Annotated in this window: 23 protein-coding genes; 19 read left to right on the top strand and 4 right to left on the bottom strand. The window is 70.9% G+C overall.

The window, feature by feature from the left end; translation table 11 throughout:
* Nucleotides 1-100: 100 nt before the first annotated feature.
* From ACXVUM_RS17290 to ACXVUM_RS17265, 6 genes are read left to right on the top strand one after another with little or no spacing between them, the layout of a single operon-like run.
* Nucleotides 101-1309, top strand: coding sequence for an AAA family ATPase (locus ACXVUM_RS17290; RefSeq protein ID WP_458523164.1), 1209 nt, complete (start codon nucleotides 101-103; stop codon nucleotides 1307-1309).
* Nucleotides 1296-2249, top strand: a complete 954-nt coding sequence (locus ACXVUM_RS17285; RefSeq protein ID WP_458523163.1) for a DUF58 domain-containing protein — start codon at nucleotides 1296-1298, stop codon at nucleotides 2247-2249. The genes ACXVUM_RS17290 and ACXVUM_RS17285 overlap by 14 nt, the downstream gene beginning before the upstream one ends.
* Nucleotides 2246-3220 carry a VWA domain-containing protein gene (locus ACXVUM_RS17280; protein WP_458523162.1) on the top strand — a complete coding sequence of 325 codons (975 nt, stop codon included), beginning with the start codon at nucleotides 2246-2248 and terminating at the stop codon, nucleotides 3218-3220. Before ACXVUM_RS17285 ends, ACXVUM_RS17280 begins: the two co-directional genes overlap by 4 nt.
* A gap of 58 nt (nucleotides 3221-3278) precedes the next feature.
* Entirely contained in the window at nucleotides 3279-4040 is a 762-nt protein-coding gene (gene fabG1 / locus ACXVUM_RS17275; protein ID WP_458523161.1) for a 3-oxoacyl-ACP reductase FabG1, read from the top strand.
* 56 nt (nucleotides 4041-4096) lie between these two features.
* The gene (gene inhA, locus ACXVUM_RS17270) at nucleotides 4097-4933 is read left to right on the top strand and encodes an NADH-dependent enoyl-ACP reductase InhA (RefSeq protein WP_458523160.1); all 837 of its coding nucleotides are present in this window, start codon (nucleotides 4097-4099) and stop codon (nucleotides 4931-4933) included.
* Nucleotides 4930-6009: a ferrochelatase gene (locus tag ACXVUM_RS17265; protein ID WP_458523159.1), complete on the top strand. Its 1080-nt coding sequence runs from the start codon at nucleotides 4930-4932 to the stop codon at nucleotides 6007-6009. The genes inhA and ACXVUM_RS17265 overlap by 4 nt, the downstream gene beginning before the upstream one ends.
* Before the next feature lie 13 nt (nucleotides 6010-6022).
* Here ACXVUM_RS17265 and ACXVUM_RS17260 read toward each other — a convergent pair whose 3' ends face one another.
* Nucleotides 6023-6850 carry a hypothetical protein gene (locus ACXVUM_RS17260; protein ID WP_458523158.1) on the bottom strand — a complete coding sequence of 276 codons (828 nt, stop codon included), beginning with the start codon at nucleotides 6848-6850 and terminating at the stop codon, nucleotides 6023-6025.
* Nucleotides 6851-6971: 121 nt separating this feature from the next.
* On the opposite strand from ACXVUM_RS17260, the gene ACXVUM_RS17255 reads away from it, so the two are divergent.
* The 3 genes from ACXVUM_RS17255 (at nucleotide 6972) to ACXVUM_RS17245 (ending at nucleotide 9671) form a co-directional block, all read left to right on the top strand.
* Nucleotides 6972-7814, top strand: a complete 843-nt coding sequence (locus ACXVUM_RS17255) for a DUF3097 family protein (RefSeq protein WP_458523157.1) — start codon at nucleotides 6972-6974, stop codon at nucleotides 7812-7814.
* Nucleotides 7815-7976: 162 nt separating this feature from the next.
* Entirely contained in the window at nucleotides 7977-8405 is a 429-nt protein-coding gene (locus tag ACXVUM_RS17250; protein ID WP_458523156.1) for an NfeD family protein, read from the top strand.
* Nucleotides 8406-8462: 57 nt separating this feature from the next.
* The gene (locus ACXVUM_RS17245) at nucleotides 8463-9671 is read left to right on the top strand and encodes an SPFH domain-containing protein (protein ID WP_458523155.1); all 1209 of its coding nucleotides are present in this window, start codon (nucleotides 8463-8465) and stop codon (nucleotides 9669-9671) included.
* Between the two features lie 11 nt (nucleotides 9672-9682).
* On the opposite strand, the gene ACXVUM_RS17240 is transcribed toward ACXVUM_RS17245, so the two are convergent.
* From ACXVUM_RS17240 to ACXVUM_RS17230, 3 genes are read right to left on the bottom strand one after another with little or no spacing between them, the layout of a single operon-like run.
* Nucleotides 9683-10267: a hypothetical protein gene (locus ACXVUM_RS17240; protein ID WP_458523154.1), complete on the bottom strand. Its 585-nt coding sequence runs from the start codon at nucleotides 10265-10267 to the stop codon at nucleotides 9683-9685.
* Entirely contained in the window at nucleotides 10264-10863 is a 600-nt protein-coding gene (locus tag ACXVUM_RS17235) for a hypothetical protein (RefSeq protein WP_458523153.1), read from the bottom strand. Before ACXVUM_RS17235 ends, ACXVUM_RS17240 begins: the two co-directional genes overlap by 4 nt.
* 32 nt (nucleotides 10864-10895) lie before the next feature.
* On the bottom strand, nucleotides 10896-11660 hold the full coding sequence (locus tag ACXVUM_RS17230) for a TVP38/TMEM64 family protein (RefSeq protein ID WP_458523152.1): 765 nt from the start codon (nucleotides 11658-11660) through the stop codon (nucleotides 10896-10898).
* Between the two features lie 181 nt (nucleotides 11661-11841).
* Here ACXVUM_RS17230 and ACXVUM_RS17225 point away from each other — a divergent pair, with 181 nt between their 5' ends.
* The 10 genes from ACXVUM_RS17225 to ACXVUM_RS17180 all read left to right on the top strand — a co-directional run bounded on the left by ACXVUM_RS17225 (nucleotide 11842) and on the right by ACXVUM_RS17180 (nucleotide 24304).
* Entirely contained in the window at nucleotides 11842-13773 is a 1932-nt protein-coding gene (locus ACXVUM_RS17225; RefSeq protein WP_458523151.1) for a methylmalonyl-CoA mutase family protein, read from the top strand.
* Nucleotides 13770-16058 carry a methylmalonyl-CoA mutase gene (gene scpA, locus ACXVUM_RS17220; RefSeq protein WP_458523150.1) on the top strand — a complete coding sequence of 763 codons (2289 nt, stop codon included), beginning with the start codon at nucleotides 13770-13772 and terminating at the stop codon, nucleotides 16056-16058. The genes ACXVUM_RS17225 and scpA overlap by 4 nt, the downstream gene beginning before the upstream one ends.
* 11 nt (nucleotides 16059-16069) lie before the next feature.
* Nucleotides 16070-17059: a methylmalonyl Co-A mutase-associated GTPase MeaB gene (gene meaB / locus ACXVUM_RS17215; protein WP_458523149.1), complete on the top strand. Its 990-nt coding sequence runs from the start codon at nucleotides 16070-16072 to the stop codon at nucleotides 17057-17059.
* A gap of 154 nt (nucleotides 17060-17213) precedes the next feature.
* Nucleotides 17214-18095, top strand: coding sequence for a carbon-nitrogen hydrolase family protein (locus tag ACXVUM_RS17210; protein WP_458523148.1), 882 nt, complete (start codon nucleotides 17214-17216; stop codon nucleotides 18093-18095).
* Nucleotides 18088-18402 carry an MSMEG_0570 family nitrogen starvation response protein gene (locus tag ACXVUM_RS17205; protein WP_458523147.1) on the top strand — a complete coding sequence of 105 codons (315 nt, stop codon included), beginning with the start codon at nucleotides 18088-18090 and terminating at the stop codon, nucleotides 18400-18402. Before ACXVUM_RS17210 ends, ACXVUM_RS17205 begins: the two co-directional genes overlap by 8 nt.
* A complete protein-coding gene (locus ACXVUM_RS17200) occupies nucleotides 18399-19679 on the top strand; it encodes an MSMEG_0569 family flavin-dependent oxidoreductase (RefSeq protein WP_458523146.1) in 1281 nt (426 codons plus the stop codon). Before ACXVUM_RS17205 ends, ACXVUM_RS17200 begins: the two co-directional genes overlap by 4 nt.
* 12 nt (nucleotides 19680-19691) lie before the next feature.
* The gene (locus tag ACXVUM_RS17195; RefSeq protein ID WP_458523145.1) at nucleotides 19692-21110 is read left to right on the top strand and encodes an AMP-binding protein; all 1419 of its coding nucleotides are present in this window, start codon (nucleotides 19692-19694) and stop codon (nucleotides 21108-21110) included.
* A 160-nt stretch (nucleotides 21111-21270) separates the two neighbouring features.
* Nucleotides 21271-21795, top strand: coding sequence for an MSMEG_0572/Sll0783 family nitrogen starvation response protein (locus ACXVUM_RS17190; RefSeq protein WP_458523144.1), 525 nt, complete (start codon nucleotides 21271-21273; stop codon nucleotides 21793-21795).
* Between the two features lie 5 nt (nucleotides 21796-21800).
* Complete coding sequence (locus ACXVUM_RS17185) at nucleotides 21801-22856, top strand: MSMEG_0568 family radical SAM protein (protein WP_458523143.1); 1056 nt, start codon at nucleotides 21801-21803, stop codon at nucleotides 22854-22856.
* A 50-nt stretch (nucleotides 22857-22906) separates the two neighbouring features.
* Entirely contained in the window at nucleotides 22907-24304 is a 1398-nt protein-coding gene (locus ACXVUM_RS17180) for an MSMEG_0567/sll0787 family protein (protein ID WP_458523542.1), read from the top strand.
* Nucleotides 24305-24307 lie beyond the last annotated feature (3 nt).

Here is a 24307-nt window from a genome sequence, read left to right as displayed (position 1 = left end):
CGCAGTCCATCCGGACCGCTACCCTCGGGGACGACATGCGTCCGGCTCACACCGGACGGACCAGGCCCCAGCAGGTGAGACGACCGGTGGAGGAAGACGCGTGACCCAGACGCACGACGGTGGCGGGACCCGAACCGAGCAGGACGGGCAGGTGGGTCTGACCGACGCCGACGTGAAGCTCCTCGAGCGGACCATGTTCGAGGTCAAGCGCGTCATCGTCGGGCAGGACGCCCTGGTCGAGCGCATCCTCGTCGGGCTGCTCGCCCGAGGACACATCCTCCTCGAAGGCGTGCCCGGCGTCGCCAAGACGCTGGCCGTCGAGACGTTCGCCCGTGTCATCGGCGGGTCGTTCTCCCGTGTCCAGTTCACCCCGGACCTCGTCCCGACCGACCTCATCGGCACACGCATCTACCGCCAGGGACGCGAGACCTTCGACACCGAGCTCGGTCCGGTGGTCGCGAACTTCCTGCTCGCCGACGAGATCAACCGCGCCCCGGCGAAGGTCCAGTCGGCACTGCTGGAGGTCATGGCCGAGCGACACCTGTCGATCGGCGGCGAGACGTTCCCGATGCCCGAGCCGTTCCTGGTCATGGCGACCCAGAACCCCATCGAGAACGAGGGCGTCTACCCGCTGCCCGAGGCACAACGCGACCGCTTCCTGTTCAAGGTCCTCGTCGACTACCCGTCGGTCGAGGAGGAACGCGAGATCGTCTACCGGATGGGCAACCGGCCGCCGTCGGCCCACCAGGTCCTCGACCCGGCGGCCACCGTGCGACTGCAGCAACTGGCGTCGACGGTGTTCGTCCATCACGCGCTCGTCGACTACGTCGTCCGCGTGATCACCGCGACACGACGACCGGAGACCGTGGGCCTCACCGACGTCGCCGGCTGGCTTGCATACGGTGCGTCGCCGCGCGCCACCCTCGGCATCGTCGCCTCGGCCCGCGCGCTCGCACTGGTCCGCGGCCGCGACTACGTCATCCCCTCCGACGTCGTCGAGATCATCCCCGACGTGCTGCGCCATCGGCTCGTGCTCAGCTACGACGCCCTCGCCGACGAGGTCGACGCCGATCGGGTCATCACACGCATCCTGCAGACCGTCGGTCTGCCCCAGGTGGCGTCGCAGCCCGTCGGCGCACCCGCGGGCCCCGGTGGCCCGAACGGCCAGCCCCCTCAAGGTCCGCCCCAGCAGGGTGCACCCCAGCAGGGTCCGCCGCGCGGCCCGGGTGGCCAGCCGCCGCAGTACGGTCAGCCGCCGGTCGGTGCACAGAACCCGCCGCCCGCACCGGTCGCCGATGGCCGAGGCTGACCGCCTGCCGTCGTTCGGTGGGGGTTCACTCGACGACCCGACCCTGACCGCGGCGCTGAAGACGCTCGAGCTCACCGTCCGTCGCAAGCTCGACGGGGTGTTGCAGGGCGACCACATGGGACTCATCCCGGGCCCGGGATCCGAACCCGGTGAGGCGCGTCTGTACCAGCCCGGTGACGACGTCCGCCGGATGGACTGGTCGGTCACCGCCCGCACGACGCACCCGCATGTACGGCAGATGGTGGCCGACCGGGAACTGGAGACGTGGCTCGTCGTCGACATGTCGGCGAGCCTCGACTTCGGCACGACCGGCGGCACCAAGCGGGACCTGGCCGTGGCGGCCTGCGCCGCCGTCACCCATCTGACGCTCGGCGGCGGCAACCGCATCGGCGCGATCGTCGCCACCGGCGACCGCATCGTCCGGGTCCCGGCGCGATCGGGTCGCGCGCACGCGATGTCGCTGCTGTCGACCGTGGCCACCACCCGCCGTAGCGCCGAGGGTGTACGCGGCGACCTCGCCGGCGCCGTCGACGCGCTGCGCCGCCCCCAGCGACGACGTGGGCTCGCGGTCATCGTCAGCGACTTCCTCGGACCCATCGACTGGGATCGCCCCCTGCGTGCCGTCGGCGGCCACCACGAGGTCCTCGGCGTCGAGGTGCTCGACCCCCGCGATCTCGAGTTGCCCGCGGTCGGGGAGATCATCCTGCGCGACGCGGAGAGCGGTGCGACCCGCGAGCTGACCGTGACCGAGAAGGTCCGCTCCGACTACGCGCGCGCCGCTGCGGCGCATCAGGCCGACGTGCACCGCGTCCTGCGCACGTGCGGTGCTCCGACGATGAGCCTGCGCACGGATCGGGACTGGATCGCCGACGTCGTGCGATTCGTCGCGCGCCGTCGACGCGGGTTGCATGCGGGTGCGGTCGCGGGAGCCGCCCGATGAGCCAGCTCGCCACACCGTGGTGGCTGTTGCTGCTGGTCGTCGTCGCCGCGCTCGGCGTCGGCTACGTCTACATGCAGCGGCGTCGGCACTCCCGTGCGATCACGTTCGCCAACCTGGAACTGCTCGACACGGTGGTCCCGCCCCAGCGGAACAGGTTCAGGCATGCCCCGATCGCGCTGATGCTGGTCGGGCTGATCCTGCTCACCGTCGCGTTGGCCGGTCCGCAGGCCGATCGTCGGGTGCCGCGCAACAAGGCAACCGTGATCCTCGTGATCGACGTGTCACGGTCGATGAACTCGACCGACGTCGCACCGTCGCGCATCCGTGCCGCGCAGCAGGCGGCGAAGAAGTTCGCCGACGACCTCACCGACGGGATCAACCTCGGGTTGATCTCGTTCGCGGGGACCGCGGCGACGCTCGTCTCGCCGACACCCGATCACGACGCCACCAAGGCCGCGGTCGACAAACTGCAGCTCGCGGACAAGACGGCGACCGGCGAGGGCATCTTCGCGGCGATCGAGCAGATCAAGACACTCAACGCGGTCCTCGGTGGCGACAAGGGTGCGCCGCCGGCGCGGATCGTGCTCGAGTCCGACGGCAAGGAGACGGTCCCCGACGACCCGAACGACCCGCGGGGCGCCTTCACCGCCGCCCGCAAGGCGAAGGAGGAGAAGATCCCGATCAACACGATCTCCTTCGGCACCCTGACCGGCACCGTCGATCTGGAGGGCGACCGCATCCCGGTCCCGGTCGACGACGCGTCGCTCAACCGCATCGCGAACCTCTCGGGCGGGGAGTTCTTCACCGCCTCGACGCTCGACGAGCTCAACCGCGTCTACGACACACTGCAGAAGCAGATCGGCTACGAGACGCAACGCGGCGACAACTCCCGGCCGTGGGTGATCGCGGGGACGATCCTCGTGCTCATCGCGGCGATCGGCGCGATCGCGATGAACCGCCGATTGCCGTGAGTGCACACCGCTCCGCCGGGGGACCGCGGTGTCGTCGGCACGGGTGTCGGACGATAGGTTGACCCGCATGGCAGAGTCCGCGTCGCAGCCCCCCGCCACCACCCGCTCCGGCGGCCCGTCCCGCTCGGTCCTGGTGACCGGTGGCAACCGGGGCATCGGCCTCGCGATCGCCCGCCGCCTCGCCGAGGACGGCCACCGTGTCGCCGTCACCCACCGGTCCTCGGGAGCCCCGGAAGGACTGTTCGGTGTGCAGTGCGACGTCACCGACTCCGAGGCCGTCACGCGGGCCTTCGCCGAGATCGAGGAGCACCAGGGGCCCGTCGAGGTGCTCGTCGCCAACGCCGGGACCACCGACGACACGCTGCTGATGCGCATGACCGAGGAGCAGTTCGAGAAGGTCGTCGACGCCAATCTGACCGGGTCGTTCCGCGTGGCGAAGGCGGCCTGTCGGTCGATGCTGCGCAAGCGTTTCGGTCGTTTCATCTTCCTCGGCTCGGCGGTCGCGACGATGGGCACGCCGGGTCAGATCAACTACGCCTCGTCGAAGGCCGGCCTGATCGGCATGGCGCGCTCGCTGACCCGCGAGCTGGGCACCCGGTCCATCACCGCCAACGTCGTCGCGCCCGGTTTCATCGACACCGACATGACCGCCGCACTTCCCGACGAGTACCGCGAGCAGGTCACCAAGATCATCCCGGCCGGGCGCACCGGCAGCGCCGAGGAGGTCGCCGCCGTCGTGAGCTGGCTCGCCTCCGAGGACTCGGCCTACGTCTCGGGTGCGGTCATCCCGGTCGACGGCGGCCTCGGCATGGGCCACTGACCGGACACACGTCGCACGATCTGCCACCACACCAGCAACGACACGAGGGGACTTCCATGAGCGGACTGCTCGCGGGCAAGACCGTACTGATCACCGGGATCATCACCGATTCCTCGATCGCGTTCCATGCCGCGGCGATGGCCCAGGAGCAGGACGCCACCGTCATCATCACGGGCATCCCCGAGCGGCTCCGCCTCATCGACCGCATCGCCAAGCGGCTGCCGAAGGAGGTGCCGCCCGCGATCGGGCTCGACATCACCGATGAGGAGAACCTCGGCGAACTCGCCGACAAGGTGCGGGAGTTGGCACCCGAGGGCGTCGACGGCGTGCTGCACTCCATCGCCATGGCCCCCAAGAACCTCATGGGACCCGACGCGGTGCCGTTCCTCGACGCGCCCGGTCCCGACGCCGCCAAGTCGTTCGAGATCTCCGCCTGGAGCTATGCGTCGCTGGCCCGTGCGGTGCTGCCGGTGATGAACGAGGGTGGCTCCATCGTCGGCATGGACTTCGACCCGCGTACCGCGATGCCGTACTACAACTGGATGGGCGTCGCGAAGGCCGCGCTCGAGTCGGTGAACCGCTATGTCGCGCGAGAAGTGGGGCAGGCCAAGCGCATCCGCTCCAACCTGGTCGCCGCGGGCCCGATCAAGACGCTGGCCGCGAAAGCCATCGCGGGCACCGCGACCGACGACGCCAAGCAGCTGAACATGCTCAACGAATACTGGGACGGGGCGTCCCCGATCGGCTGGAACGTCGACGACCCGACGGTCGTGGCGAAGTCGATCTGCGCGCTTCTCTCCGATTGGCTGCCCGGCACCACCGGGTCGATCGTGTACGTCGACGGGGGGGCCAGCCACAACACCTGGTTCCCCGAGGGATTCACCGGGTCATGACGGCCCCGCGCACCCGTGGGTTCGACGCTGTCCTGCTGTTGTCGTTCGGCGGGCCCGACGGGCCTGACGACGTCCGGCCGTTCCTGGAGAACGTCACCCGCGGGCGCGGCGTCCCGCCCGAGCGGCTCGACGCGGTGGCCGAGCACTACCTGCATTTCGGGGGCGTGTCGCCGATCAACCAGCTGAACCTCGACATCATCGCCCGGCTGCAGACGGCGTTGCAGGAGAACGGGATCGACCTGCCGGTGTTCTTCGGCAACCGCAACTGGCACCCGATGGTCGAGGACACGGTCGTCGAGATGTTCGACGCCGGGCACCGACGGGTTCTGGTCTTCCCGACGTCGGCGTGGGGTGGCTACTCCGGCTGCGCGCAGTACCACGAGGACATCGCACGCGCCCTGGCCGCGCTCGCCGAGCGCCGACCCGACGCGGCACGCGACCCCATGACCCTGCGGAAGCTGCCGCACTACTGGGACCGGCCGGAGATGGTCGACGCAGGCGCCGACGCCGTGCGCGCCGCGATCGAGCGTCTCCCGGATGCCGTGCGCGGCGGGGCCCGGATCGTGTTCACCGCGCACTCGGTGCCGACCGCGGCCGACGAGACCGCCGGCCCGCCGTCGGACGGCGGCCGTCTCTACAGCCGGCAGGTGACAGCCGCGTCCGCCGCGGTGGCCGCCGCCGTCGGTGTCGCCGACCACGACGTGGTGTGGCAGTCGCGGTCGGGACCGCCGCAGGTTCCGTGGCTCGAGCCCGACATCGTCGACCACCTCGAGGCGATCCGCGCAGACGGCGCCGCCGCGGCCGTGGTGTCGCCGATCGGGTTCGTCTCCGATCATCTCGAGGTGGTGTGGGATCTGGACACCGAGGCCGCGGACAAGGCCGAGGAACTGTCCATGCCGATGGTGCGCGCCGCGACCGTCGGCACCGATCCCCGGTACGTGCAGATGATCGTCGCCCTCGTCGAGGACCAACTCCACGGTGCGACGACGCAGAGCAGCGGGATGGGGTGCACCGACAACGGGGAACGGTGCGTGCCCGGGTGCTGCCCGCTGGTGCGCCCGAAGCGACCGACCTGACGGTCCCGGGTGGTCAGTGCCGGGGGCTGCGGTCCGATTCCGCGACGACGGCGTTGAGCGCGGTCATGCGGGCGAGACGTACCGACCGCTCCAGATCGTCGAGTGCGGCTTCTGCACGACCCTGCCCCGTGGCGGTGAGTCCTGTCCGCGGCCGGGAGGCCGCCGCGAGGTGCAGGATCGCCGCGATCTGTGCGGTCTGACCGATCACACGAGCCACCCGGTCGCCGGATTCCGGTGGTACGTCGAGGGTCTCGGCCTGCGTTCGTGCGGTGAGGCGCGCGCGGAGGTCGGTCGGTGCGCCGTCCGTGGACTCGACACCGCCGATCCGCGACAGCAGCGTCGTCGCGTCCCGGATCGCCTCGCGCATCATCAGTTCCGCCTCACCGAGGTCCCGATCGGGTAGACGCGGTACGGCGCCCACCGAGCGCACCGTCCAGGTGATCGACCCGGGCGCCACGGTCCGGGCGACCACGCCGATCGCGTCGTCGGACGCGGCCGAGAGCCACAGCACGAGAACGGAACCGGTGTCGAGAGCCGACCCGAGGGTCGACCCGGTGAGACCGAGCGTGTCGCCGGCCGCGGGCAGCAACACCCGCAAGCGTGCGGCCTGACGCACGGCACGCAACAGGGCACCGCTGCCGACCTCGGCCGCTGTCAGGTCGACGATCGCCGCGGCGTCGGGGTCGGCGGCGACCACACGGTGTGCGGGCGCGACGTCGACCAGGGCATCGACGACATCGTCCGGTGAGCAGCGGCCGGCACGCCATACCGCCCCCCAGGTCGCCAACGCGGCGACGGCGGGCAGTCCGTCGGTCGCCGCGTGCTCGGTCATCTCACTCACCCCGGCCACGATAGCGGCGTGCGGCCGTGGTGCCGATGTGACGCAGACGGCTCGGGCGGGAGGAGTCGGCCGACCGGCGTGGCGTCCGCGGGCGCGTCGGGTGGTCTCCTACGGTCGTCGGGTGGCGAACTCCGACAACCGGTACGGCTTCGACGTCCTCGACGCCGCGGCCCATCGACGACGGTCCCTGCCCACGGTGCCCATGGTCGATGCCGACCGCGACCTCGTCGTCGAGGACGCGGCGAGTGGATTCTGCGGCGCGGTCGTGGGTTTCGAGCGGGGCTACGACGGTGATCATGTCCGACTCGAGGACCGCCGCGGTCGGACGCGCCTCTTCGCGATGCGCCCGTCCGCGTTCCTGATCGACGGCGCTGCGGTCACGTTGCGTCGACCGGCCGCGCCGACGTCGGCCCCGGCGCGGACGGCGTCGGGCTCCGTGGCACCGGCGGTGACACGCGCCCGGGTGGCCCGCGCGAGCCGGATCTTCGTCGAGGGCGTGCACGATGCCGCCCTGGTGGAACGCATCTGGGGTGCCGATCTGCGCGCGGAGGGTGTGGTGGTGGTCGGTCTCGACGGTCTGGACAACCTCGACGAGGTGTTGGCCGAGTTCGGACCGGGCCCGTCACGACGGGCCGGGGTGCTGGTAGACCACCTGGTGTCGGGCAGCAAGGAGAGTCGCCTGACGCGTGCGGTGGGTCCCGATGTCATGGTCCGCGGCCACCCGTTCGTCGACATCTGGGAGGCGGTGAAGCCCGAGGTGCTCGGCATTCCCGAGTGGCCGCGGGTGCCACGGTCGGAGGAGTGGAAGGCCGGTGTGTGTCGCCGATTGGGCTGGGGGACACCGACGGACGGTTGGCGACGGGTGAACCGAGCGGTCGGCGACTACCGCGACGTGCGGGTGGAGTTGATGCGGAGTGTGGAGGAGCTCATCGACTTCGTGACCGCCGCGAGCGGCGACGACTGAACCGCCGCGAGCGGCGACGACTGAACCGCCGCGAGCGGCGACGACTGAACCGCCGCGAGCGGCGACGACTGATCGGTCGCGAGGGTCGATGGCGGGACCCTACAGATGCGCAACGCGTGCGGTTTCTCAGACGCACGTCCGATTTCTGGCACCATGGGAGCCATGGCTGCGATCATCTGGTTGGTCGCGGCGTTGGTCCTGGTCGGTGCCGAAGCGCTCAGCGGGGAACTGGTCCTGCTGATGTTGGCGGGCGGGGCGATCGCCGCCTCGGGTACCGCCGCGTTCGTCGATGCGCCGGTGGTGGTCGACGGGATCGTGTTCGCCGCCGCCAGCGTCCTGTTGTTGGCGACGGTTCGTCCGGTGGCGCGTCGTCATCTGTTGCGCCGGCCGATGCTCGCCACCAACGCCGAGGCGTTGGAGGGGAAGACGGCGGTGGTGACCACCACCGTCGACGCGCATGGCGGGCAGGTACGGCTCGAGGGTTCGGTCTGGTCGGCCCGCCCGTTGCATCCCGGTGAGGTCTACGCCGAGGGCGACGACGTGATGGTCATGCAGATCGACGGTGCCACCGCGGTGGTCTGGAAGTCCTGACATCTCGGCCGGTCCCAGCCGACACAGAATGGGGCCGATGCAGAAAGGGAGCGTGCCATGGAAGTCGGAGTGATCGTTGTCGTCGGGGTGCTGGTGCTGCTGGCCTTCGTGATCCTGTTCCGCTCGGTCGCGCTGATCCCGCAGGCCGAGGCCGCCGTGGTCGAGCGCCTCGGTCGGTACACCAAGACGGTGTCGGGGCAGTTGACGCTGCTGGTGCCTTTCGTCGACCGCATCCGGGCGCGGGTGGACCTGCGTGAGCAGGTGGTCTCCTTCCCGCCCCAGCCGGTGATCACCGAGGACAACCTGACGCTGTCCATCGACACCGTCGTCTACTTCCAGGTGACGGTCCCGCAGTCGGCCGTGTACGAGATCAACGACTACATCATCGGTGTCGAGCAGCTCGCGACCACCACGCTGCGCAACGTGGTCGGCGGCATGACGCTGGAGGAGACGTTGACCTCCCGCGACTCGATCAACGCCCAGCTGCGCGGGGTTCTGGACGAGGCGACCGGTCGGTGGGGCCTGCGCGTGGCGCGGGTGGAGCTGAAGAGCATCATGCCGCCGCCGTCGATCCAGGAATCGATGGAGAAGCAGATGAAGGCCGATCGCGAGAAGCGCGCGATGATCCTCACCGCCGAGGGCCAGCGCGAGTCGTCGATCAAGACCGCCGAGGGCAACAAGCAGAGCCAGATCCTCTCGGCCGAGGGCGCCAAGCAGGCGGCCATCCTCGCCGCGGAGGCCGATCGCCAGTCGCGGATCCTGCGGGCACAGGGTGAGCGCGCCGCCCAGTACCTGAACGCGCAGGGCGAGGCGAAGTCGATCGAGAAGGTGTTCGCGGCCATCAAGTCGAGCAAGCCCACCCCGGAGCTGCTGGCGTACCAGTACCTGCAGAAGCTACCGGAGATGGCTGCCGGTGAGGGCAACTCGGTGTGGGTGGTCCCGTCCGACTTCGGTTCTGCCCTCCAGGGTTTCGCGAAGTCGTTCGCGAACCAGGGTGACGACGGCGTCTTCCGTTACGAGCCGTCGGACGACACCTCGTCGCCGCAGCGCGACGACTCCGACGTCGACGACTGGTTCGATCTCGCGCCTGATCCGAAGGTGGCGCAGGCTGTCGCCGAGGCGGAGGCGGTCGCTCGCAAGCCGGTGGCGCCGGAGATGGAGGGTCGGTCCTCGACGCCGGGTGTCGCGGGTGCATCGGATTCGCCGGCGGTCGGCCGGGGTGCCTCCTCCGGTGACGGGGCAGATCCGGGGACGTCCGGGATCTGACTCCTCGGTCGTCAGGTCAGCGCGAGTCGGGCGACACCCGCGGCGGCGACCGCCCACAGGACCGAGGCGAACGTCCCGATGATGAACTGTTCGCCCGCGTGTTGGTCGCGGATCTCCGGGTACCGGGCGAGACCTTTGACCGCGAGCACGACGGCGATGCCCTCCGGCCAGCCGGCGACCAGGGCACCGACGACGGCGAGCCGTTCGAGGACTCCGATCACGCGACCGCCTCGCAGGGGCCGTCGGCCGGTGTCGTCGTCGCGACGCCGTGTCTCGTCGTCCCCCTCCGGGGGCGTCTCGTCGTCGCGCGGGAGTTGGTCGCGGTCGTCGGTGTCGCGGTGGTCGATCTCGACGAGGTCGAACACGACCGGTACGAGTGCGACCCCACCGAACGCCGCGACCACCACGACGAGGGTGACGACGATGCCGCGGACGGACCCCTCGGCGGGTGAGGCGACGGCCGAGGCGATCGCGGCCACGGCGAGGGCCGCGGTGGCCACCGCGACCGCAGCGGTCTTCAGAACACGTCCGTGCGATGCGCTCGACACGACGGAGACGGTGGCGCACATGGCCAGGGCGATCACCGTGACCGTCATCGCGGATCCTCCTCCGACGCGTCGCAGGCGGCGACGAGATGAACCGCGGCGATACGACCGTCACGTTCGGCCTGCCACTCGGCCACCGACAGTCGCTGGGAGACCGCCTGTTTGCTGATGCCGAGTTCGTCGGCGATCTCGCTCTGCGACGCACCCTCGCGTATCCGTGCCACCGCCTGGTGCCCCTCCTCCGACCGACGTCCCACCACGATGGCCAACAGTGCGAGTACGGCGGCGGCGTCGGCGGCACGCACCGGGTCACCACCGGCGACGCTGACGTTGCCCGGTGCGCGCTTGGCGCGGGTCACCGCGTCCCGGGCTGCCTCGAACGCCGGACCCCGGCCGGCGCGCGTGACCCTGGGCAGGGGCTGCTCGACCGGCCCGACACCGACGCCGACACTCCAGCCGCCCATCGCGACGAGGTCGACGACGACGTCGACGACGACCGCGGGGTCGTCGCTGACCGCCTGGACCTCGTCGCCGGCGGTGCGGTCGAACGGGCGGACGAGAGGTGTGTCGGTGAAGCGGGCGACGAGGTCGGGGACACGGTCGCGCTCGCGCCGGCTTCGGCGCTGGTCGACCGTCACGACGTACATACCGTCAAGTTACAAGGGTTTATTGTCAGATATCAAGCCTCGTGGCTTGAAGGGGCGACTTCTCGCGCGTCGATCGCATTACTATCAAGTCCAGAAGCTTGATTCTCAATCTTCAAGTCATTGGGCTTGACAGCATCGTCGTCATGGTCAGGCCGGCGAACAGGGGTGACCGAGTCGACCCCCAGGCCGATCACCCCCAGCACGACACCCGCCACCGAGATGGCCAGTCCCGCCGGATGCGCAGTGCCGGAGAGCACGCTGCCGAGCACCACCACCGACACCGTTCCCGGCAGCACCCCGACGGCGGTGGCGATCGTGTAGGGGAGGAGCCGTACCCGCGACAGTGCCGCGCAGTAGTTGATGACCGAGAACGGCACCGGCGCGATCAGGCGCAACGATCCGACGGCCAGCCAGCCCCGGTGCGCCAGTCGCGCGTCGACCGCACGGACCGCGGGATGGGTGAGGCGCGGGGCGACCGCCTCCCGTCCCACCGAGCGCACCAGCACGAACGCGAGGACGGCGGAGATCATCGTCGCCCCCAGCGCGACGGCCAGACCCGTCACCGGCCCGAACAGGACGCCGGAGGACAACGTGAAGACCGTGCGCGGGATCGGGGCCACGCAGATGAGGGCGTAGGCGAGGAAGAACACGACGACGAACCAGGGCCCGAGGGAGTCCGACCACGCCCGGAACCGGTCGACGCCGGGAAGTCCGACCACCACGACGACCACGAGGACGGCCACGAACGCGACGGCCAGGACGATCGGTCCCCACCACCGCCGAGCCACCCGATCCACGCGGGCGAGGGTACCCGCCGACCTCGACCGCCCTCCCGACCGAGCGTTCACACGGGTGTGATGGGCGTCTCATCGTCGGATGAGGTAAGACACAGGAGAGCACCCGGAGACCCATCACGGCGCACAGCGCCGACGTCCGGGCCCGACGGTCGCCGACCGTCGCCGACCGAGGGAGTTCGCCGTGAACCGACCACCCGGTGACCCGATCCCGACCGCGCCGGTCGAGGTGGACCTGCAGGCCGCCCGCGAGGCCTGGGACGACGCCGTCGCCGGTGTCCTGGCGAAGTCCCGGCGCGTGGATGTCGCCGACATCTCCCGGCCGGCGTCGGCCCACCTGCGGACGACGACCTACGACGACATCACCATCGACCCGCTGTACACCCGTGCCGACGAGCTGCCCGAGGCGCCTCTGCCCGGACAGTTCCCGTTCGTTCGGGGACGGGAGGCAGGCCGTGACGTCCTGCGCGGGTGGCACGTCACCACCCGCGTCGGCGCGATCGACGCCGATCCGGCCGACACCAACGCCACCATCCTGGAGAGACTGACCACCGGCACCAGCGCGCTGTGGCTGACCCCCACCTCCGACCCCGCCGACCTGCCGCGGATCCTCGACGGCGTCCTGCTCGACCTGGCACCGCTCACCCTCGACGCGGGCACCCGCGCCACCGCGACCGCACACGCACTGTTCGATCTCCTCGACGACCGCGCCGCCGCCCCCGCCTCGGGCACCGCACCCGCGCCGGATGCGAGCACCACCCGCATCGTCCTCGGGGTGGACACCCTCACCGCGCAGTTCGCGGGGACCGAGAGCGTCGGGCACGAGGAGGCGCTCGACCTGGTCAGGGCGGCGGTCGCCCGCCCCGAGGACGTTCGGGCGCTCACCGTCGACGGGACCGTCTTCCACGACGCCGGCGGCTCCGACGCGCAGGAGATCGGTGCAGCGGTCGCTGCCGGTCTGGCCTACGTCCGAGCGGGGCAGGAAGCCGGTCTGGCCGTCGCCGACGTCCTGGACACCATCGCGTTCCGCCTTGCCGCGACCGACCAGCAGTTCGAGACGATCGCGAAGTTCCGCGCCGCCCGGCGCATCTGGGCGCGCGTCGCGCAGGTCCTCGGCGCGCCCGACCACGGCGACGCACCCCAGCACGCGGTCACCTCGGCGGCGATGATGACCCAGCGCGACCCCTGGGTGAACATGCTGCGGACGACACTCGCCGCGTTCGGCGCGGGCGTCGGCGGCGCCGACGAGGTCACCGTCCTGCCCTTCGACTCCGCGCTTCCCGCGGGTGCCCTCGGTGTCTCTCGCGCGTTCGCCGATCGCATGGCGGTCAACACTCAGCTGCTCCTGCTGGAGGAGTCGCACCTGGGCCGTGTGCTCGATCCCGCGGCGGGCAGTTGGTACGTCGAGTCCCTCACCGACGCCACCGCGCAGGCCGCCTGGAAGGTCTTCACGACGATCGAGGCACAGGGCGGGTACCGGGAGGTGCTCGCCTCGGGCGCGCTGGCCGCAGACATCGCCGGCGTCCGTGACCGCCGCGCCGAGGACGTCGCGCACCGACGCGCCGCCATCACCGGTGTCAGCGAGTTCCCCGACGTCGCCGAGAAGCCCGTGCCCGCCGACGAATCCGCGTCGCGACGACCGGTGATGCGCTACGCGGCGCCGTTCGAGGCGTTGCGCGACAGGGCGGATGCGCACCTCGCCGCGGCAGGCACCCGGCCGTCGGTCCTGCTCGCGACGCTCGGGAGTGCCGCCGAGTACACCCCGCGTACGACGTTCACGACCAACCTCCTCGGCGCGGCCGGCATCGCCGCCGCCGATCCCGGCGCGGGCGCCGACCTCGCCGAGGTGGCCCGCACGACCGGGGTGTCGGTCGCGGTGGTGTGCGGTACGGACAAGCGCTACGCCGACGAGGCAGGCGACACCGTCGCCGGACTCCGTGCCGCCGGTGTGCAGAAGGTGCTGCTGGCCGGGACCGAGAAGGTCGTGTCCGACCTCCACGGCGACCGCAGACCCGACGGCTTCCTGTCGCTCGGCATCGATGCCGTCGCCGCACTGACCGACATCCTCGACCTGCTCACGACACAGGACGCCGACATCGCGGGGGCCCGGGCATGACCACACAACCGACCGACCACGGCATCGGCAGCTTCGCCGACGTCCCCCTCGTCGACGACGCACCCGTCACCGCCACCCCCGGCCACGACGATGTCGACGCGCTGACCGCGGTGGCGGCGAGCGCACACGGCTACACGCCCGAGCAGGTGCGGTGGTCGACACCGGAGGGCATCGAGGTGCCCCCGGTGTTCGCCCGCACCCACCGCGACGAGGTCGCCGCGGACGAGCACCCGATCGACACCGTCCCCGGCACCGCACCGTTCCTGCGCGGTCCGTATCCGACGATGTACGTCAACCAGCCGTGGACGATCCGGCAGTACGCGGGCTTCTCCACCGCGGCCGAGTCCAACGCCTTCTACCGCCGGAACCTCGCCGCCGGCCAGAAGGGGCTGTCGGTCGCGTTCGACCTCGCCACCCACCGTGGCTACGACTCCGACCACCCGCGCGTCGCCGGCGACGTCGGCATGGCCGGGGTCGCCATCGACTCCATCCTCGACATGCGGCAGCTCTTCGACGGCATCGACCTCGGCTCGGTGTCGGTGTCGATGACGATGAACGGCGCCGTGCTGCCCATCCTCGCGCTGTACGTGGTGGCGGCCGAGGAGCAGGGCGTGCCACCGGAGAAGCTCGCCGGGACCATCCAGAACGACATCCTCAAGGAGTTCATGGTCCGCAACACCTACATCTACCCACCCGAGCCCTCGGTGCGGATCATCTCCGACATCTTCGCCTACACGTCGCAGCGGATGCCGCGGTTCAACTCGATCTCGATCTCCGGCTACCACATCCAGGAGGCCGGGGCCACAGCCGATCTCGAGCTGGCCTACACCCTCGCCGACGGCGTCGAGTACATCCGCGCCGGACTCGACGCGGGTCTCGACATCGACAGTTTCGCGCCGCGACTGTCGTTCTTCTGGGGCATCGGGATGAACTTCTTCATGGAGGTCGCGAAACTGCGTGCGGCCCGGCTCATCTGGAGCGAGCTGGTCGCGGAGTTCTCTCCGAAGAACCCGAAATCGCTGAGTCTGCGCACCCATTCGCAGACCTCGGGCTGGTCACTGACGGCCCAGGACCCCTTCAACAACGTGGCCCGGACCTGTGTGGAGGCGATGGCGGCCACCCAGGGGCACACCCAGTCGCTGCACACCAACGCCCTCGACGAGGCGCTCGCGCTGCCGACCGACTTCTCCGCCCGCATCGCGCGCAACACCCAGCTGCTGCTGCAGCAGGAGTCCGGCACGACACGTCCGATCGACCCGTGGGGCGGGTCCTACTACGTCGAGTGGCTCACCCACCAGCTCGCGACGCGCGCCCGCGCCCACATCGCGGAGGTCGCCGAGGCCGGCGGCATGGCCAAGGCGATCAACGAGGGCATCCCCAAGCTGCGCATCGAGGAGGCCGCCGCCAGGACGCAGGCCCGCATCGACTCCGGGCGCCAGCCGGTGATCGGCGTCAACAAATACCAGGTGGAATCCGATCAGCAGATCGAGGTCCTCAAGGTCGAGAACAGCAAGGTCGCCGCCGAACAGCTGGAGAAACTCGCCCGGCTCCGCGCCGAGCGCGACTCGGGCGCCGTCGAACGGGCATTGGCCGACCTGTCGCGGGCCGCCGCGCAGACCGAGCGGGGAGGGTCGCTCGACGACAACCTGATGGCGCTGGCCATCGAGGCGGCCCGCCACCAGGCGACGGTCGGGGAGATCTCGGAGGCGCTGGAGAAGGTCTACGGTCGTCACCAGGCGGAGATCCGCACGATCAGCGGGGTGTATCGGCAGGAGGCGGGCCAGGTGGGCAATATCGACGCGGCCACCGCCGTCGTGCGCGCCTTCGCCGAGGCGGAGGGTCGCCGTCCCCGCGTCCTCATCGCGAAGATGGGTCAGGACGGCCACGACCGCGGCCAGAAGGTGATCGCGACGGCGTTCGCGGACCTCGGTTTCGACGTCGACGTGGGCCCGCTGTTCCAGACACCCGACGAGGTCGCCCGCCAGGCCGCCGACAACGACGTCCACGTGGTCGGCGTCAGCTCGCTCGCCGCCGGACACCTCACGCTGGTGCCCGCGCTGCGTGACGCTCTCGCCGCCGTCGGCCGTGACGACATCATGATCGTCGTCGGTGGGGTGATCCCGCCCGGTGACTTCGACGCGCTCCACGCCGCAGGCGCGACGGCGATCTTCCCGCCGGGGACGGTCATCGCCGACAGTGCGGTGGAGTTGGTGACCAAGCTCGGCGAGTCCCTCGGTCACGACCTCTCCTCGGCCCTCGCCCCGGCCGGCGACCCCGGGCGGTAGACGGCCCACCCATGCCCGCACCGTCGATCGACCCCGGTGAGCTCGCCGCTGCCGTGCGCGCGGGTGATCGCGCCCGTCTCGCGCGGGCGATCACCCTGGTGGAGTCGACGCGCCCCGACCACCGGGCAGCGGCCCAGCAGATGCTGTTGGAGTTGACGCCGTACTCGGGTGACTCCTACCGCGTCGGCATCACGGGTGTACCCGGGGTGGGCAAGTCCACGACGATCGAGGCGCTGGGTCTGCATCTGCTCGAGCAGGGGCATCGTGTGGCCGTACTCGCCGTCGACCCGTCGTCGACGAAGACCGGCGGGTCGATCCTCGGCGACAAGACCCGCATGGGACGTCTCTCGGTACATCCCGACGCCTACATCCGGCCGTCACCGACGTCCGGGACGCTCGGCGGGGTCGCGAAGGCGACGCGGGAGACGATGGTGGTCCTCGAAGCCGCCGGTTACGACGTCGTGATCGTCGAGACCGTCGGGGTCGGCCAGTCCGAGGTGACCGTGGCCAACATGGTCGACAGCTTCTGCTTCCTGACCCTCGCCCGGACCGGTGACTCGCTGCAGGGCATCAAGAAGGGTGTCCTCGAACTCGCCGACGTCGTCGTCGTGAACAAGGCCGACGGCAAGCACGAGCGCGACGCGCGCTCTGCCGCACGGGAACTGCGGGGCGCGCTGCACCTTCTCTATCCCCACGACGCGCTGTGGCATCCGCCGGTGCTGACGATGAGCGCCCTGGAGAACTCCGGTGTGACCGAGTTCTGGGACACCGTGATGCGGCACAAGCAGGTCCTCGCCGACGCGGGGGAGTTCGGCGAACGCCGACGCCGCCAACAGGTGCGGTGGATGTGGACGATGGTCACCGACATCCTCACCGACCGGCTCGAGACCGATCCCGGTGTGCGGGAGGCCCGGCGTCGCGCCGAGGAGGCCGTCCGCGCGGGGGACCTCACACCGGCTCTCGGCGCACAGGAGATCGTCGCGGCGTTCGACGCGCGCTGACGCACACCTGGGGTGTGTGTCCGCCCTGTGACGGCTGTGAGGAGACGGCAGCGGCGGTTTGTTCTCTCCGTAACCACTACGCAACGCGGGAACCGCTTACTGGATACAGCACACACCGGTGTGCGTTCCCCCACCCCCGGAGCAGGAGAGTGCGATGACGACCATCGCCGCCGTGTCCGCGAATTTCACCCGCGACCTCGACCAGAACTTCACCCTCATCACCGATCTCGTCGCCCGCGCCCGTGCCCGCGGCGTCGAGTTCCTCGTCTTCCCGGAGGCCGCCATCGGCGGCTACCTGTCCTCGCTGGGCAACCACGGGGACACCCGCCGCGACTCCGCGGTGTCGCTGCCCCCCGCGATCGACCTCGACGGACCCGAGTTGGCCCGCGTCGGAGCGATCGCCGGCGACATGGTCGTCGCCATCGGGTTCTGCGAACGCGCCGAGGACGCCGACGGCGCGCCGATGCGCTACAACGCCGCCGCGGTGCTCGACGGCAGCGGCGTGTACGGCAGCTACCGCAAGGTGCACCAACCGCTGGGCGAGAACATGTCCTACGCGTCCGGCGACGACTACGGGGTGTTCGACACACCGGTCGGTCGCGTCGGTCTGCAGATCTGTTACGACAAGGCCTTCCCGGAGGCTGCGCGTGTGATGGCCCTCGACGGCGCCCAGATCATCGCGAGCCTGTCGGCGTGGCCCGCGGCGCGCACGGCCACCGCCGAGGACCTCCAGCAGGACCGCTGGACCTACCGGTTCAACCTGTTCGACTCCGCCCGTGCCCTGGACAACCAGGTCTTCTGGATCGCGTCGAACCAGTCGGGGACCTTCGGGTCACTGCGCTACGTGGGGAACGCGAAAGTCGTCGACCCGGGCGGAAATGTGCTCGCGACAACACTTCTCGACTCGGGACTCGCTGTCGCCGACATCGACATCGAGGGCACCTTCGCAGCGATGCGCGGGGGGATGTTCCACCTCCGCGACCGCCGCCCCGACGTCTACGAGGCCCTCACCCGAGGGGACCTGGCCCATGCCTGAGATGACCGTCACCGTGCGGTGGCCCGACGGCAGCCGCGACGACTGCTACTCGCCGAGTCTGGTGATGCACGACCACCTGCGGACGGGCACCGAGTACACCGTGGCCGAGTTCACCGACCGCGCCACGACCGCCCTGGACGAGGCCGCGGAACGGGTTCGGGCGCGCTACGGCTTCGCCTGCACGTCGGCGATGGCCACCGCCGAGCACATCCGTGGCCGCGCGGGCACGTTCGCGCCCGACGGTCTCGTGACCGTGGTCGCGATGGAGCCGCAGTTGCCCGCCGACGTCGCCGGGAGCGCGCGATGAGCCGCGACCACGTCACCGTCGCGATCGTGGGCGGCGGACAGGCGGGGCTGTCGGTGAGCTGGTACCTCACCGAGGCCGGCGTGGACCACGTCGTCCTCGAGTCGCACACCCCCATGCACCACTGGGCCGACACGCGCTGGGACGCCTTCACCCTGGTGACGCCGAACTGGCACTGCCGTCTGCCCGGGCACCCCTACGACGGCGACGATCCCGACGGGTTCATGACCCGGGACGAGGTGGTCGGCTGGCTCGACCGGTGGCTGGAGGACTTCCATCCGCCGCTGCGCACCCACACCCGCGTCGACCGGTTGCGCCACGCACCCGACGGCGGATGGGAACTGACCGTGGCCTCCGACGACGGCGACGCGCATCCGCTCACCTGCGACGAGGTGGTGGTCGCCACCGGCGGCTACCAACTGCCGATCATCCCTCCGTACGCGGCGCGGGTCCCGTCGGACATCGAGCAACTGCACGCGGAGCAGTACCGCAACCCCGAGCAGCTGCCCGAGGGCGCGGTGCTCGTGGTCGGGACGGGTCAGTCCGGCGCGCAGATCGCCGAGGACCTGCACCTCGCCGGCCGCACCGTGCACCTCGCGGTCGGCGGCGCACCGCGGGTGGCGCGCAGCTACCGCGGCCGCGACGTCATGACGTGGCTGGCCGAGATGGGCCTCTACGACACCCCGGTCGCCGAGTACCCCGGCGGGGCCCCGGCCCGGGAGAAGACCAACCACTACGTGACCGGGCGAGACGGCGGGCGCGACATCGACCTGCGGGCCTTCGCCCTCGACGGCATGGCACTGCACGGTCACCTCGTCGACTGCGACGGTGCGACACTGCGGTTCGCGCCCACCCTCGGCGCGGCGCTCGACGGCGCCGATGCGGTCTACAACTCGATCTGCGCCGACATCGACCGGTACATCGAACGCGAGGGGCTCGACGCTCCACCGGCGGCACGCTACGAGCCGGTGTGGCGTCCCGCATCCGAGCCCGTCGAGGTCGATCTCGCCGAGGCGGGGATCGCCGCGATCGTGTGGGCGATCGGGTACCGCCCCGACTGGTCGTGGATCGAGGCCAGCGCCTTCGACGGCGCGGGACGCCCGATGCAGACGCGCGGGATCAGCGAGGTCCCGGGACTGAGCTTCATCGGGTTGCCGTGGATGCACACCTGGGGCTCGGGTCGCTTCCTGGGCATCGACACCGACGCCCGGCACGTCGCCGAGGTGGTGGCGACGCGCGTCGGGGTCCGAGGCGGGCTGCGACTCGCTGTCGGGGGCTGAGCGGCACCACGCGTGGACACCCCCATCGGTGCACTGTTCGCCCGGCGGGCCCGTCGAGAGCCCGACACCCGTCTCGTCGTCGACAGCGCCGGCGGGGAGGCGATCACCGCGGCCGACCTCGACGCCGCGGCGACGTGTCTGGCGGGTCGACTGACCGAGATGGGTGTGCGCCGCGACGATCTGGTGACGGTCGCGCTGCCCACGTCGGTCCGGTTCGTCGTGGCGGTCGTCGCGGTGTGGAAGGCCGGCGCGGTCCCGCTGCCCGTTCCCCCGGATCTCGCCGACGACGAGCGAGCGCATCTGGACGCGCTCGCGCGACCGGCCGCGGTGATCGGGGTCTGTATGGCCCGGACGTCGACGCCCTGTGTGCCGTCCGAGGAGATCCCGGTGACCGGCGACGGACGATCACCGGACGCCGCCCCGGACCGCGCGGCGTCCTCGTGGAAGGCGACGACGTCGTCGGGCAGCACCGGGCCGCGCAAGATCGTCCGCTCGACGACCCCGGCCTGGTTCGACCCCGATCGTGCTGTCGCGCCGTTCCTCCCGCCACGCTCGACCCAGCTGGTCACCGCCGACCTGTGGCACTCGGCCGCGTTCACCTACGCCTTCCGTGGGCTGATGACCGACCACCGCCTCGTGCTCGCCCCGCGCGTGCCGGTCGTCGAACTACCCGAGACGATCCGACGGGAGGGCGTGACGTGGACGGTGACGGCGCCGTCGCTCATCCGACGGCTCGTCCGTCTGCCCGCATCGCTCCGGGGCGAGGTGCCCGCGCTCGCCGGCCTCGTCCATCTCGGGGCGCCCTGTCCGGACGCCGACAAGCGTGCGCTCATCGACTGGCTCGGTCCCGACCGGGTGCTCGAGGTGTACGCCAGCAGTGAGTCTCTCGGCGTCACGATGATCTCCGGCCGTGACTGGCTCGATCGTCCCGGCAGCGTCGGCCGGGGGATCGGCGGCACCGAGGTCGCGATCCGCGACGAGCGCGGACGGGACCTCGGGGTCGGAGAGGTCGGGACGGTGTGGATGCGCAGGGACGGCCCGGCCCGATACGCCTATGTGGGGGCGCCGAGCTCCCGTACATCCGACGGATGGGACACCGCGGGCGACCTCGGCCGCCTCGACGCGGACGGGTTCCTGTATCTCCTCGGCCGAGCCGGTGATCGCCTGGACTGCGCCGGGATGGTGGTCGATCCCGCTCGTGTCGAGGCGGAGTTGTTGACCCATCCCGCGGTCGACGAGTGTCTGGTGCACGGCGACCCGGAGGCGACCACGATCTCGGCGATCATCGCGGTCGCCGGTCACGACGACCCCACCGTGCTCCCGTTCGCACGATCGGTGCTGCGTCGGCACTGTGAACCAGGACGGATCACCCTGCGACACAATCCTATCCGGGACACCGCCGGCAAGGCACGCCGCCCCACGTCGTCGTGATCCCCGGCAGTCGGTGACGAAACACCCCGGCAACACAGGGATCCCGTCGTAACACAGCGTTGTTCCGGACCGAACCACCGTGCAACACCGCCCCCGTGTACTGGCAGTCACGAGAGCCGAATCCTCGGCTCCCGGACCGCATTCCCACCGGAGGCCCCGCATGTCCGAGATCGACGACACCCTCGCCGCAAACATCGCCACCTCGCTCGCCGAGATCCCGCATCCCTCGCTCCCGAAGGGCTCGAACATCTACGGCGGGACCAAGTTGTTCCCCGACTACCAGGCCGAGGACGGCGAGACCTACTTCACGATGGTCCACGGCATCGCGCACGAGTCGTCGGTCAGCTTCGTCGCCGTCCTGCAGGCCACTCGCGCGCTGCGCAAGGGCTTCGAGTCCGCGATCTACTTCTACGGTCCCGGTGCCATCAACTGCCTGGCCACCCGCGGGTTCCCGACCACCGGCGACTCCGGGTTCCCCGGCGAACAGAACATCAACAACTCGCTCGAGACGTTCATCGGCGAGGGCGGCACGGTGTACTGCTGCCGCTTCGGACTCGCCCTGCACGGTGGCCGCGAGGAGGATCTCATCGCGGGTGTCATCCCCGCCCATCCCCTCGACGTGCAGGACGCGGTGATCCACTACGCCCGCAAGGGCGCGATCATCAACTCCACCTACATGGTCTGACCACGATGTCGGTCTCCACCCGCGTCGACCTGGCGCTCCTCGGCATCCGTGGTGACCCGCCGGTGTCCCGCGGTGCGGGGGCCGGCCCCAGTGCCGACGGCCACGTAGTCGTCAACGGCATCCACGCTGCGATCCCGCGCAACCCGTTGAGTCCGTACGTGTTCGACGGCGACCGCATCCTGTTCGACGGGTCGGAGACGGGCCTGTCGGTGGAGGCGATCGACCGGCCTCGGTTCTACGACGGGCAGACGGCGGACGGTGTCTCCTACGAGAAGATCGCCCGGCTGCACGGCCGGGATGTGCTCGCCACCACGGTCGTGCAGACATGTGTGCGGTACACCCCCGACCAGCGGTGTCGGTTCTGCACGATCGAGGAGTCGTTGCGGTCGGGTGCGACGGTCGCGGTGAAACGTCCCGCCGACCTGGCCGAGGTCGCCCGTGCCGCCGTCGATCTCGACGGCGTCTCACAGATGGTGATGACGACCGGGACGTCGAACGGTCGTGATCGCGGGGCAACCCATCTGGCGCGGTGTGTCCGCGCGGTCCGGGCGGCGGTCCCGGAGCTGCCGATCCAGGTGCAGTGCGAGCCACCCGCGGACCTGGCGACCATCGGTGCGCTGCGTGACGCCGGCGCCGACGCGATCGGCATCCACGTCGAGTCCCTCGACGACGACGTGCGTCGCCGGTGGATGCCGGGGAAGGCCACCGTGTCCCTCGACGAGTACCGGGCGGCCTGGGCCGAGGCCGTCCGCGTCTTCGGGCGCAACCAGGTGTCGACGTACCTCATCGTGGGCCTCGGCGAGGACCCCGAGGAACTCGTGGCGGGGGCGGGTGACCTGATCGACATGGGCGTGTACCCGTTCGTCGTGCCGTACCGGCCGCATCCGGGATCGCTGGCCGTCGAGGTCGACGCTGTCGGCCCGCCCGACGCCGCCGTGTACGAGAAGGTCACCCGACAGGTGGCCGATCTGCTCCGCGTCTCGGGGATGTCCGGCAGCGATCAACGCGCCGGCTGCGCCGCCTGCGGGGCGTGCAGCGTGCTGCCGGCGGTGGGCGGATGATCGCCGGCGACCGGTTCGACACCCTCGTCGACCGGGTGGCGGGCGGTCCGATGTCGATCCTCGAGGGGATGCCGCGCGTCGGCCGCGGGGAGTCACCCGGTTTCCTGGTCCGCCCGGCCGTGACCGCCGAGCACCACCGGCGGTACCGCGCTCTGCGTCGCACGGTCTTCGTCGACACCCAGGGCGTCTTCGACCGCACCGACCTCGACGAGACCGATCACGACGACCGCACGGTGGTCCTCGTCGCCCTGGGCTCCGACGGGGAGGTACTCGGCGGTGTTCGGATGGCCCCGGTCGGCGAGGTCGACATCGGTTGGTGGGCCGGCAGTCGTCTGGTGGTGGCCCCCGACCGGCGCGGCGCCTCGGTGGCGTCGGCGTTGATCCGTGCGGCCGTCGCCCACGCCGAGAGCCGTGGGGTCCTGCGGTTCGACGCGTGCGTCAACGCGCGCCACCGCGCGCTCTTCGCCCGCCTCGGCTGGACCGAACACGGGCACACCGTGATCGGCGACGCACCCCACGTGCGGATGCGTCGACCGATGGATCGGATCGCACGCACCACCGACACGACCAAGGCGTTCCTCGCCGGTGTCCTCGCACCGTTGCGCGCTCAGCCCGGCGGCCTCGGACCCAGCGGTTTCGTCGGCGACGACGGAGTACCCGTCCCCGGCGGCGACACGGTCGCAGCGTGCGACGCGATCCTGCCGTCGATGGTCGACCGGGACCCGTGGTGGGCGGGATGGTGCGCGGTGCTGGTGAACATCAACGACCTGACCGCGATGGGTGCCACACCGACAGGGCTGCTCGACGCCGTCGGCGCCCGGACGACCTCGCAGCTGACCCGTGTCATCCGCGGACTGGCGGCCGCGGCGGCGGCGTGGGATGTGCCCGTGCTCGGCGGACACACCCAGGTCGGGGTCCCTGCCTCGCTGGCGGTGACCGCACTCGGCCGCACCCGCGATCCCGTGCCCGCCGGCGGCGGTCGCGCGGGCGACGCGCTCCGTCTCACCGTCGACCTCACCGGTGGGTGGCGTCCGGGATACACCGGTGCACAGTGGGACTCGACGTCGCGACGCCCGGCGGCCGACCTGCGGGATCTGTCGTCGTTCGTCGCGCGGGCGGCTCCGCAGGCGGCGAAGGACGTCTCGATGGCCGGCATCGTCGGCACCACCGGGATGCTCGCGGAAGCCGGGGGCACGGGGGCCTGCATCGACGTCGCCGCGACCCCGAGACCTGTCGGGGCCGACATGGCATCGTGGCTCACGTGTTTCCCGGGCTACGGCATGCTGACCGCCGATCGCGGCGACGTCGCGGTCCCGGACGTCCCGGCCGGCGTCGCGAGCGCGGTCTGCGGACACCTGACCACCGAACCCGGCGTACGCCTGCGCTGGCCCGACGGGGCCGAGACAACCGCTGTCGAGTCGACGGTCACCGGGCTGGGCCCGGCGTGAACG

The organism is Williamsia sp. SKLECPSW1 (genome assembly GCF_054332755.1).
This window is presented reverse-complemented; position numbering and strand designations above follow the sequence as displayed.

Coding starts and splice junctions, on each gene's coding strand:
- ACXVUM_RS17285 (WP_458523163.1), top strand. CDS start 1,296: ATGGCCGAGGCTGACCGCCTGCCGTCGTTCGGTGGGGGTTCACTCGAC.
- ACXVUM_RS17280 (WP_458523162.1), top strand. CDS start 2,246: ATGAGCCAGCTCGCCACACCGTGGTGGCTGTTGCTGCTGGTCGTCGTC.
- inhA (WP_458523160.1), top strand. CDS start 4,097: ATGAGCGGACTGCTCGCGGGCAAGACCGTACTGATCACCGGGATCATC.
- ACXVUM_RS17265 (WP_458523159.1), top strand. CDS start 4,930: ATGACGGCCCCGCGCACCCGTGGGTTCGACGCTGTCCTGCTGTTGTCG.
- ACXVUM_RS17250 (WP_458523156.1), top strand. CDS start 7,977: ATGGCTGCGATCATCTGGTTGGTCGCGGCGTTGGTCCTGGTCGGTGCC.
- ACXVUM_RS17245 (WP_458523155.1), top strand. CDS start 8,463: ATGGAAGTCGGAGTGATCGTTGTCGTCGGGGTGCTGGTGCTGCTGGCC.
- ACXVUM_RS17240 (WP_458523154.1), bottom strand. CDS start 10,267: ATGACGGTCACGGTGATCGCCCTGGCCATGTGCGCCACCGTCTCCGTC.
- ACXVUM_RS17235 (WP_458523153.1), bottom strand. CDS start 10,863: ATGTACGTCGTGACGGTCGACCAGCGCCGAAGCCGGCGCGAGCGCGAC.
- scpA (WP_458523150.1), top strand. CDS start 13,770: ATGACCACACAACCGACCGACCACGGCATCGGCAGCTTCGCCGACGTC.
- meaB (WP_458523149.1), top strand. CDS start 16,070: ATGCCCGCACCGTCGATCGACCCCGGTGAGCTCGCCGCTGCCGTGCGC.
- ACXVUM_RS17210 (WP_458523148.1), top strand. CDS start 17,214: ATGACGACCATCGCCGCCGTGTCCGCGAATTTCACCCGCGACCTCGAC.
- ACXVUM_RS17205 (WP_458523147.1), top strand. CDS start 18,088: ATGCCTGAGATGACCGTCACCGTGCGGTGGCCCGACGGCAGCCGCGAC.
- ACXVUM_RS17200 (WP_458523146.1), top strand. CDS start 18,399: ATGAGCCGCGACCACGTCACCGTCGCGATCGTGGGCGGCGGACAGGCG.
- ACXVUM_RS17190 (WP_458523144.1), top strand. CDS start 21,271: ATGTCCGAGATCGACGACACCCTCGCCGCAAACATCGCCACCTCGCTC.
- ACXVUM_RS17185 (WP_458523143.1), top strand. CDS start 21,801: ATGTCGGTCTCCACCCGCGTCGACCTGGCGCTCCTCGGCATCCGTGGT.
- ACXVUM_RS17180 (WP_458523542.1), top strand. CDS start 22,907: ATGTCGATCCTCGAGGGGATGCCGCGCGTCGGCCGCGGGGAGTCACCC.